At 48.6% G+C, this 5,807-nt stretch carries 6 protein-coding genes; all 6 read right to left on the bottom strand.

From position 1 onward, the window contains the following. Positions 1-466 (bottom strand): phosphatidate cytidylyltransferase (locus tag ACTHUT_RS12835; RefSeq protein ID WP_440418862.1); only part of this gene is annotated, 466 nt, incomplete at its 3' end. After that, entirely contained in the window at positions 463-1,170 is a 708-nt protein-coding gene (locus tag ACTHUT_RS12840; RefSeq protein ID WP_049352553.1) for a lysophospholipid acyltransferase family protein, read from the bottom strand. The genes ACTHUT_RS12835 and ACTHUT_RS12840, both read right to left, overlap by 4 nt. Positions 1,171-1,233: 63 nt before the next feature. Then, positions 1,234-1,608 (bottom strand): hypothetical protein, encoded by a 375-nt coding sequence (locus tag ACTHUT_RS12845; protein ID WP_250601698.1) that lies wholly within the window; start codon positions 1,606-1,608, stop codon positions 1,234-1,236. 2 nt (positions 1,609-1,610) lie between these two features. Continuing rightward, positions 1,611-2,897: a phosphatase PAP2/dual specificity phosphatase family protein gene (locus ACTHUT_RS12850; protein ID WP_250599681.1), complete on the bottom strand. Its 1,287-nt coding sequence runs from the start codon at positions 2,895-2,897 to the stop codon at positions 1,611-1,613. A 65-nt stretch (positions 2,898-2,962) separates the two neighbouring features. After that, positions 2,963-4,705: a bifunctional alpha/beta hydrolase/class I SAM-dependent methyltransferase gene (locus tag ACTHUT_RS12855; RefSeq protein WP_250599683.1), complete on the bottom strand. Its 1,743-nt coding sequence runs from the start codon at positions 4,703-4,705 to the stop codon at positions 2,963-2,965. Positions 4,706-4,803: 98 nt separating this feature from the next. Next, a complete protein-coding gene (locus ACTHUT_RS12860; RefSeq protein WP_250599685.1) occupies positions 4,804-5,604 on the bottom strand; it encodes a PP2C family protein-serine/threonine phosphatase in 801 nt (266 codons plus the stop codon). Positions 5,605-5,807 lie beyond the last annotated feature (203 nt).

Here is a 5,807-nt window from a genome sequence, read left to right on the forward strand (position 1 = left end):
GGCCGCTGAGGCTGGCAATAATCGGCAGTATCAAAAAGCCGTAAACCGGAATAAAAATGCTGAACATGCCGTACCAGCCGTCATAGACGAAATAGTATTGCACCGGCAGCAGCAGGTAAAAGCAGACAACCATGCTGTAATAGTCGCTGCGGCGGCGATAGACGAGGGTCATAAATTCGCGTAGTGCGGCAAATGAAATCAGGAAAAACAGTACAACTGTCCCGATTTTTCCGAACCAAAACGCGCCCAGCAACACCAGCGTCATCAGCCACCATGCGTAAATGCGGGCGTTGAGGTTAGCGATGGTGGCATTATCTGCGCCGTTTTTGCGCTTGAGCCATTGTCCGATGATGCTGGCAAAACACAATACGGCAAACACGCTGACAAAAATATAGCTGGCTTGCGGAGTCAGATGAGCGGCGGCTTGTTCGACAATGATTTGTTGGGAAGTCGTAGAAAGGCTCATGCTTGTCCTCCTTTGTTTTGCTGAACTTCAGATTCATTTTGGCGAGGCTCGCTGCGGTCGTTTTCAGACGGCCTGAGTGCCAGCAGCGCTTCACGGCTGCGTGTCAAAAAGCTGTCTTTGTCTTCGTTTTCCTGCAAGGTAAGCGGCTGTCCGATATGGACTTCACACAAAAGCGGGATAGGCAGGATTTTGCCTTTGGGCAGTACGCGGCTGATGTTGTCTATCCAAATCGGCACAAATTCGGTATCGGGTTTGCTTTTTGCCAGATGATAAATGCCGGACTTGAACGGCAGCAGGATGGTGTTGTCGTCAGTGTTACGCGTGCCTTCAGGGAAAATAATCAAGGAATCTCCTGCGTTTAGCGCGTCTTTCATCTGTTCGGTAATTGCTTGCGGATTATCGCTATGGCGCGGAATCAGCAAGGCGTTGAAAACGTTTTGAATGATGAAGCGTTTGAGTTTGCTTGTCAGCCAGTAATCCGAACCGGCGACAGGGCGCGTGGACAAGCGCCAGCGGCTGGGCAGGGAAATCCACACCAGCACAAAATCGCCATGGCTGCCGTGATTGGCGTAATAGACTTTTTGGTGCTGATTGAATGTCAGCTCGCGCGGGCTTTTGGGGCGTACGCCCGTAAGAAAAGAGACCGCCAGACACAAGGCTTGGTCGGTCAGCCAGGCAAGTTGTTTTTTGAGGAAGTTTTTCATTGTTTCTGCCTTTGGGAGTGAGATACCGTTCTAGATCTGGTTTGGGTAAATCAGCAAAAATAATCAAATGCTTTGGATAAGCAAAATTAAAAATTGTGCGGCGGTCAGGTATAAGCTTTTGCGCCATAAGGAAAGTGCGCCGTTTATCCGTTGGGTCAACGTACGGCTGCTTGAAATTTGATGTAAACCGTTTTGTTGTAAGGATTGGTCGAAGTCTTCAGGAGAGTAGCGGTTGTCGGCAAAGTCTTGGAACAAGCGGTGGTCGAAGTGAATGCGGATATGGCAGTACAGCAAAACCGCTGCCAAGACAAGTTGCACCGCAAACCATGCGCCGCCATATTTTGCCGACAAGGCGAGCAGCAAGGCGTTGCAGGTGGCAACATAATGTGTGGTAGAGAGCAGGTGGGCGGTAATACGGCTGTCGGTTGCGTTGTTCATCATTATCCTTGTTTTAAACGGTTGGCAGCAGCTTCGACTGCTTTGGCAGTGGCCGGCGATAATACCATTTGCGGTCGAGCCTGTTTGAGTTCGGCCTTCGCTTGCGCCAAGTCTTTGCAGCCACCATAGACCAGCAGCCACGTCAGCACCACTGCGGCACTTCTTCCATAACCTAAAGCGCAACATACCAGCACTTTGCCGTGTTTTTGGCGCAAGGTTTCCAATATCAAGGCCGTCTGAACCAAATCGCTTTCAGACGGCGTTACCATATCCAGTAAAGGTAGGGCGCGATATTCTCCTTGATAGCTACGGCAGGGATATTCGGCGCATACATCCAATACGGCAGGCAGATGGTTTGAAATCCCCAAAACGCTGCCAATCCATACATCATTGCGGACTTGTGCCGTTTTCGCTTTACCGCGTAACCAATACGCCATGTTTAGCCGTACGCCCACCAGATAAGGCAACAGCAAAACCGTCGCTGCCGTCGATAATTTACCGTTAGCCTGTTTTTGGAATACGTTTGCATTTCCAGTCAAATAGGCAAAGGCCACCATCAGCAAAGACACGCTAATCCATATCAACCACAGCCACGCGCCACCCAGCAGCGCAGGTAAAGCCATTAAACACGCGCCAAGCAAATACAGCAGCGCAATCTTTCTTGAGCGTACATCACTTGAGTCCAGTCTTAACGGCGAAGTCATCTGATGCGGGAAAGCCCACAACACCAGCCAGCCGAGTAATGCGCCGGTCAGCACGTCAATAAAATGATGTTGGTAAGTCGTCAGTACCGACAAGGCAATCAGGCTTTGCCATAAGAAAAGCGGCAGGCGGATTTTTGGAAAGCGCGTCCAATAAAATGCACCCACGATAATCGCCAACGCGATATGCAAAGATGGCGCTTGGTTATACAGCAAATCAAATGCAGCCAATGAATCAAACAGCCAGCCTGACAGTCCATCGGCAGGCGGTTTAGGCCACTCGAAACGCAGCGGAAACAGTACAAAGCAAACAGTCGCAATCAGTTGGGCGGCTACAAGGTGCGCTACATATCGGTTTTGTTCATGCGTATTACGACAAAGAAAAAATGCCACGGCATACATCAGGTTTAGCGACCAATAAGGCACAATCGTCCATGCCCAAAACGGAATATTGCTCTCCCATGCAAAAGCGATTTCAGGCACATAGTCCAGCGATGCCGTGTAATGATTGGAGATGCCGTAGCTGGTGTAAAACAGGATACCGACTAAGATCAGCTTGAGCAGGGAGGTTTTGAGAGAGGGTTTCATGGATAGGTACATGGTTTAAATAAGGCCATCTGAAAGTTAAAAAATTGTTCAGACGGCCTTTATTTTTATTTCTTCACTGCCAAACTCACGGTGAAAATACCGTCTTCGTCTATCCATTGATGGATTTTTTCAAAACCGGCTTTTTCAACCAGCTGATCCATTTCCTGCTGACTGCGGCGGCGCATTACCCAGTTTGGGCTGCCTGCTTTGTGGCTGGTCAGGGCGCGGGCAATCATTTCCAGTTGCGGATGCCACGGCTGGCCGGTGTAGATCAGGTAGCTGCCCGTTTCAATGGCTTCGCCGAAGCCGTAGAGCGAGTTCAAAATCAAATCATTGTCGGCAAACAATTCGTGCAGGCCGGAGACGATGCCCAGCGTTGGACGCGGCTGTAAATCGTGATAATTGGCGCAGTCGTAGGCATTGACCTCATTGAAGGTTACCGTCTCTTGCAAGCCGCGCTCGGCAATCAGCTTGCGGCCGGCTTCGACATTAATCGGGCTGTAATCGCGCAAGCGTACGGAATCAGGCAATGTGTCGGCAGTCAGGGCATCCAATACATAGCGGCCGTGTCCAGAGGCAATATCGAGGACGTGTACAGGTTTCCCTGCTTCACGCAGTTTGGCTGAGGCCGTCTGAATGGCTTTGCCGATATTGACTTTGCGTTGGCGAATGCCGCGCCAGCCAATGGCGTTGAGATAGTATTTGTCCACCCATACACCGAAAGCATTGCTGCCTTGCGGTTGATTGCGGTAGACGTAATCCAGCGTGCTGCCTGAATCAAAACCTGTTTCTTGACCGATTCTCAAGCCTTCACTCCAGCGCGAACCCAGTTTGAGCGAGGCGCGATATGTCGCCCAAAATGCGCCGCGAGGCGTACAAATAGGCAAAGGCGTCGCCAGTTCGTCAGCTTCTCGACGACTGTCTCCAAATAAGTGTGCTTGAGTCAGATCGACTTGTTGCAAAGGCTGATTGAAACGCTCGCGGATAAAACGGCGCATTTCGATAAACGCGATTTCACGGTTTTGCTCGCCTAAGGTGTCGTGGTAGAAACCGGGCAGGATATGGCGTTCTTTAATATGGCTGCCCAAACGGTTGTAGAAATCGTGTTGCGGTTTGTGATGAACGACCCAATCGCTGCCTGAAATCAACAGTTGTACAGGCGTAGTAATGGCTTGCGCATCGGCAACGACGCGTTCAGCCGCTTCATATAAACCCAGCAGGATACGAACGGAAATAGCGCGGGCAATAAGCGGATCATTGTCGTAGCTTTTTTGACGTTCGACGTTGTGGGTCAGATAGTGTGCTTTGACGTAGCTGTTGACAAAGAAATTACCGCGCCATTTTTGCATAAGTTTCAAACCGGTACGGGCAAACGGAACATAGAGCTTGACTTTGAACGCAGGCGAAGCCAATACCGCGCAACGGATTTTCGGCGCGTAATCGTGCAACCAAGTAGAAACCAATACCGCACCGACACTTTGCGCAATCACGCAGATGTTTTCAGGTTTGATGCCGTATTCGTGTTGGATGTGTCGGATAAAATCATCCACATCTGAAACCGAAGTGCCGATACTCGGACTATCGCCGCGTTCACCGGGGCTGTAACCATGACCGCGCGCATCCCAAGCAAAATAGGCAAAATCATCAAAACCCAGCTCATCCGCCACAAACATCATCCGGCCGGAGTGCTCATGTCCGCGATGGAACAGCACAATGGCTTTGTCGGAAGAACCATCGGCAGCAGGGCGATAGCGGTAGAAAAGCGAAGTACCGTCTTGGGTAGAAAAGTATTTTTGCTGTTCGGACATGAGAAACTCCTAATAGTCATGTTTTTTGAACAGTATCATGACATATCGGACGAATGCAATGATGGAGAGAAATGGTAAAAGATGGTTTCAAATTTCACTTAAAACGGATGACAGTGATTGTTAAAAGGTTGGATAGAGGGTGTTTGGATAATCTTACAAACTACTACCGACATATCATCATAAACTCTTTGTTTCGCAATTAATTTACGAAACACAGTCAGACGGGACTTATCGTTATCATATTGTTGCCAAATTTTTTCTCTTATTTCTTCTGAAAGGGCGTCACTTAGGCCGTCTGAACAAAGCAGCAGGCTTGCTCCTGCTTTAAGCGTAAGTTCGATATGGCACATTTTGTCTTGGAATTCGGAATAATCTGCTACTAGATAAGAAGAAACGCCGCCATATATGGTGGCGAACCCTTCTTCTTTTTTATCCGACAAACCATCCAGCAATTCGGAGAGTATCGAGTGATCTTGGGTCAGTTGCTTCCATTTTCCTTGTGTATCAATCAAATAGGCACGGCTGTCGCCTACGCTGATGATTTTGGTTTGGCCGGTGGTTTGGTCGATTTCTGCGGCAACAAAAGTGGTTGATGAACCAAAATAATCCTCTGCCAGCTCTTGAGATAAAGCGGCTTGTACATGATTGATGGTTTGACGGCTGAGTTTGGCTGTACAGCTTAATAGGTGCATGGCTGATTTGCTGGCTTTTTCGGGATGATTGCTATTGGAAATGCCGTCGGCTATCCCGATGATAAAGCGTGGACGGGTTTCAAGGCGTGTTTCAGCGGTTTTGAGTTTATATTGAAACACTTGTTCGCCGTTAAAAAGGGCATCTTGGTTGTGTTGTTGGTTGCTGCCGATTTGTTGGCAAAAGGTGATTTCGCAAAATTTGTTCATGATTTGTCCATTTGTTGGGTGAATATTCGCTGCAGGCTTTTCATCGTTTCTAACCTTCAGGATTTACACTTGGGCAATACGTTTGAAATTTGATGACTAAGGATCAAGGCCGTCTGAACAGTTTTCAGACGGCCTTTACTGTGTTTAACCAAGCACTAATTAACTGCTAATTTTGTCATGTTTTAATACATCCATCGAAACCC

This window comes from Neisseria sp. P0022.S010, assembly GCF_051956635.1.